At 68.6% G+C, this 4,034-nt stretch carries 5 protein-coding genes; 2 read left to right on the top strand and 3 right to left on the bottom strand.

Features of this window, described 5'->3' with window-relative positions:
• The first annotated feature begins 341 nt into the window (after nt 1-341).
• Complete coding sequence (locus AB0J09_RS58345; protein ID WP_360711807.1) at nt 342-1,382, top strand: AI-2E family transporter; 1,041 nt, start codon at nt 342-344, stop codon at nt 1,380-1,382.
• On the opposite strand, the gene AB0J09_RS58340 is transcribed toward AB0J09_RS58345, so the two are convergent.
• The gene (locus AB0J09_RS58340; RefSeq protein ID WP_360711805.1) at nt 1,368-2,069 is read right to left on the bottom strand and encodes a helix-turn-helix transcriptional regulator; all 702 of its coding nucleotides are present in this window, start codon (nt 2,067-2,069) and stop codon (nt 1,368-1,370) included. The genes AB0J09_RS58345 and AB0J09_RS58340 overlap by 15 nt on opposite strands.
• 19 nt (nt 2,070-2,088) lie before the next feature.
• On the bottom strand, nt 2,089-2,952 hold the full coding sequence (locus AB0J09_RS58335; protein WP_360711802.1) for a hypothetical protein: 864 nt from the start codon (nt 2,950-2,952) through the stop codon (nt 2,089-2,091).
• 52 nt (nt 2,953-3,004) lie between these two features.
• Here AB0J09_RS58335 and AB0J09_RS58330 point away from each other — a divergent pair, with 52 nt between their 5' ends.
• Nucleotides 3,005-3,433 (top strand): hypothetical protein, encoded by a 429-nt coding sequence (locus AB0J09_RS58330; protein WP_360711799.1) that lies wholly within the window; start codon nt 3,005-3,007, stop codon nt 3,431-3,433.
• Nucleotide 3,434: 1 nt separating this feature from the next.
• On the opposite strand, the gene AB0J09_RS58325 is transcribed toward AB0J09_RS58330, so the two are convergent.
• Nucleotides 3,435-4,034, bottom strand: a 600-nt coding sequence (locus AB0J09_RS58325) for an ABC transporter permease (protein ID WP_360711796.1), incomplete at its 5' end; no start/stop codon positions are given.

Genomic DNA, 4,034 nt, shown 5'->3' with positions numbered 1-4,034 from the left:
GAAACGGACGCGTACACCCTCACTCGAAACCATTCAGGCTTTTCGCTCGGAGGCGTTCATTTCGTTGTGTCTTAATTCTTTCAGCCGTTCAAGTCTTTGTCAAATTGACCCGACTTGCTCGATCTGCAGAAATTAAGCCGCGCCCCGTTTCCGGGACAACCCCTCTAACTTACCAGCCCTCACGAGCAGACGCGAACGCCGCCGCAGTGGAAGTTCTAGGGGTCGTCCCCGAGTGAGATCGGCGATCAAGCGCCGCCCTCGCGGGACTGGTGAACTCTATGTACGCCTCCGGGAACCGTCAAATCGATGGTTCGCGAGCGCGCCAGGGGTACGTACCCGACGTGCGAGATCATCCCGCGCCCCGGGCGCTCATCCTCCTGGCGGGCATCGCCGCCGCGGTGGTCGTCCTCTACGGAATCCGCGAGGTCGCGTCTATTGCCGGCCCGGTCGTGCTGGCACTCGTGCTCGTCATCGCCGTTTCCCCCATACGCGCGCGGCTCGCCGCATGGCGCGCGCCCATCTGGCTCCAGGTGGCCGTGCCGTTCCTCATCGTCGTGCTCGTGCTTCTCGGCATGGCCGGCATCGTGACCATCTCGGCCACCGAGCTCGTATCGCTGCTACCCACGTACGCCACCCAGTTCGACCGCCTCCTCACCGACGCGCAGCACTGGGCCACCACGCACGGGCTCAGCAACGCAATGATCAACAGAGGGCTGCAGGCGTTCGATCCGGCGAAGATCGTGGAATTGGCGCAGAGCCTGCTCGGCAGTTTGATCGGCATTCTGTCGGCGATGTTTCTCATCGTCGTGTTGTTGCTGGCGATGTCTCTCGACGCGCCGATGACCGCGAAAATCCTCACCACCGGCGAAGGCCACAGGCCGCGACTGGTTACGGCTCTGGGCACGTTCGCGCACAAAACGCGGCGTTATCTGATTGTCTCGACCGTCTTCGGGCTGATCTACGCGGTCTTCGCGGTGATCGCCCTGTCGCTGCTGCACGTGCCGCTACCGCTGCTCTGGGGCGTGCTCGCGCTGATCGCCAACTACATCCCCAACATCGGTTTCGTCATCGGCCTGCTGCCGCCCGCCATGCTCGCCCTGCTGGACGGCGGCGTGCAGAAGATGTTGCTCGTCATCGCCGCGTACACGGTCACCAATGTCGTCACCCAATCGTTCATTCTCCCCAAATTTCTGGGGGACGCCGTGGGACTCTCCACGACCATGACGTTCATCTCGCTGATCGTGTGGACTTTCGTGTTGGGGCCGCTGGGCGCCATTCTCGCCATTCCGCTCAGTTTGCTGGCGAGGGCGTTGTTCATCGACAGCGATCCGAGCGCCGGGTGGGCACAGGCGCTGGTGTCGGGGAAGCTACCCGGAAAGTGAGACCCCGGAAAGCGAGACGAGATCGCGCATGGACACCCCGCTCAGCCGCTTGACGTCGTGTGACAGGTGCGCCTGGTCGGCATAGCCCGCCGTCACCGCCACCTCCGCCAGCGGGACACCGACGCGGGCCAGGGCCAGCGCACGCTGGAAGCGGACGATGCGCTGGAGGGTCTTGGGCGCGTAGCCGAACGAGGTCAGGCTGCGGCGATGCAGCTGGCGCTCGCTGAGGCCCAGGTCCCACGCCACCTCCCCGACCGTGCGGCCGTTCCTGAGCGCGCCGGCCATGGCGGAGCTCGCGGGATCGACCGATGCCCCCTGGGCCAGGCGCCCTCTGACGGCGACACGCATCGCGTCGAGCCGCCGCGTGGGGTCGGCGTGCGGGATGCGCAGGGCTGGGAGGTCGGACAGCGGGACGCGCTGGTCGCGGAGCTCCTGGAGCGGGACGCCGAAGAAGTCGCCCGCCGCGCCCGGCTTGAACCGGATGCCCACGAACGTGTCGCCCGAAGCCATGGGCGTCGGCATGGGCCCCGTGTCCGGGCCCGCCACGAACAGCCCCTCCGGCCCCCAGATCAGGTCGATGCAGGCGTCGGGCACCACGAGCTGCGTGCTGTCCGCCTCGCTGACCTGATGCCACACGCAGGCGACGCGATCGGCGAGGTCCGCGCCGGGGGGCCGTTCCACGTACATGCCCCCAACGTACGCGACCTCACCGACAGAACCCCGGCAGCCGCCCGTACGCACGCAGCGTCTTGAGCCTCAGCACGGTGACGTATCCGCCCCATTCGTGCGCCACCAGCGGGGTCCACATCAGCCAGTTCCCGCTCCATCCCCCGTCGTCGGTCTGCGCGGCGATCAAGGCGTCGAGGTGGGTGTCCAGGACGTCCTGGGTGAACAGCGGCAGCCGCAGCGGCTCGGATGCGAAGTCCAGCGGGAAGTGCGCGTGCCCCGACGCGTCAGGATCGAAGGAGACGCTCGCGAGGATGGCCTCGCGCAAGCGCGCGAACTCCGCCTCCGCACGGGGACGGTCCGGCACCAGGTCCAGGAACGTCACGACGGCCCTGGCCTCGTACGGGTTGGTCTCGCTGATCTCGGCGATTCGCGACCAGCAGAAGTCGGTGGCCGCGGCCAGCCAGGGATGCGTGCTGCCGTGCTTGTGCAGCAGCCCCGCGATCGAGGCGGTGGGCACGAGGCTCCCCGGCGGCTCGTCGGGGGTCTCCCACCACGGCGCGTGAAGCGTGTCGCGTACGGACGGCAGGACGAACGGCACTCCGCCGTCGGGCGCGCTGACGCCTGCCAGGTAGTCGCAGGCGGCGGGCACCATCGGCGAGTCGAACGCGTCGAGCTCGTCCAGGATCCAGAACGCCACCTCGACCGGCTCCGGCTGGCTGCCCGCGCCGCGCAGGTCGGGCTCGAGCGCGTTGCCGAAGCCGCCGTCGGCGTTCTGGTAGCAGCGCAGCACGTCGAGCACCCGCTCGCGCGGCCCGTCCTTGAAGAGCGTCTCGAAACGCAACCTGTCGATGAGGCGCCCGTTGAGCTGCAGGTATCGCTCTGCGCGGTCGATCACGTCCATGGGGGCGAAGTTACCCCTTCCCTCGAGCCGTTCTCTTGTAAGAATCGGACGTGTGGAGCGGCAGCGGCGATGGGACGAGGACGAGCGGTTCACCGGCGTGAGCGACGCGGCGGCGATGCTGCCCGCCGTGCGGCGGCTCGACGAGATGTTGCGCACAGTGGGGTGGGTGACCGAGGAGCCCGAGGCGCATCTCCTCCCCCACCTGCGGCGCGTGCCCGGCTGGGAAGTGCTGGGCGAGCGGCTGCTCGACGACGGCTTCTACGAGGTGCGGGCCCGCCCGGAGGAGGAGCTGGAGGGCATCGACGTGCAGCGGGCCGTGATCAGGCTGCTGTCGGTGATCGCCGAGCCCTCCTTCTTCGTACGCCAGGCGGGCGGCGACGTGTACGACTGCGTGACAGGCGTGATGCCCGGCGACCCTCCGGGGATCTTCAAGTCGCACGGGCATCTCGTCCGGGTCATAGTCGTCACGGAGCAGGAGTAGGTCAGGGAGTCGCGAGCGCCTCCGTCGGCGACATCCGCGCGGCACGTACGGCCGGGTAGAAGCCCGCCACGCCACCGATGATCAGCGTGGCGAAGACGCCACCGAGCATGGCCCAGAGCGGCACGACCGCGGGCCAGCCCTGGAAGCCCGCGTAAGCCGCGGTGACACCGATGCCGATCAGCACGCCGCCCACGCCGCCGATGGCCGACAGCAGCAGCGACTCGGCCAGGAACTGCAGTCGGATCTGGCCGCGCGTGGCTCCGAGCGAGCGGCGCAGGCCGATCTCCGCACGCCGCTCGAGCACCGAGATGACCATCGTGTTGGCCACGCCCACACCGCCCACCAGCAGCGCGACGCCGCCGAGGCCGAGCAGGAGCGCGTTCAGCGTGGCGTCGGTGGCCTGCTTGGCGGCCAGCACGTCCGACGGCCTGGAGACTTCGACCTCGTTGGGCTGCTCCGGGTTCGCGGTGCCGGCGAGCACGTCGCGCACGGCGACGACGTACGCCTCCTGCGCCCTGGTGTAGATCGTGGTCGCGTAGCCGTCGAAGCCGAGCCGCTGCTCCGCGACCGGCCAGCCGACCAGGGCGGCCGTGTCCAGCTC

The sequence above is a fragment of the Nonomuraea sp. NPDC049784 genome (assembly GCF_040659615.1).
Lineage (GTDB): Bacteria > Actinomycetota > Actinomycetes > Streptosporangiales > Streptosporangiaceae > Nonomuraea.
This window is presented reverse-complemented; position numbering and strand designations above follow the sequence as displayed.

Coding starts and splice junctions, on each gene's coding strand:
- AB0J09_RS58340 (WP_360711805.1), bottom strand. CDS start 2,069: ATGTACGTGGAACGGCCCCCCGGCGCGGACCTCGCCGATCGCGTCGCC.
- AB0J09_RS58335 (WP_360711802.1), bottom strand. CDS start 2,952: ATGGACGTGATCGACCGCGCAGAGCGATACCTGCAGCTCAACGGGCGC.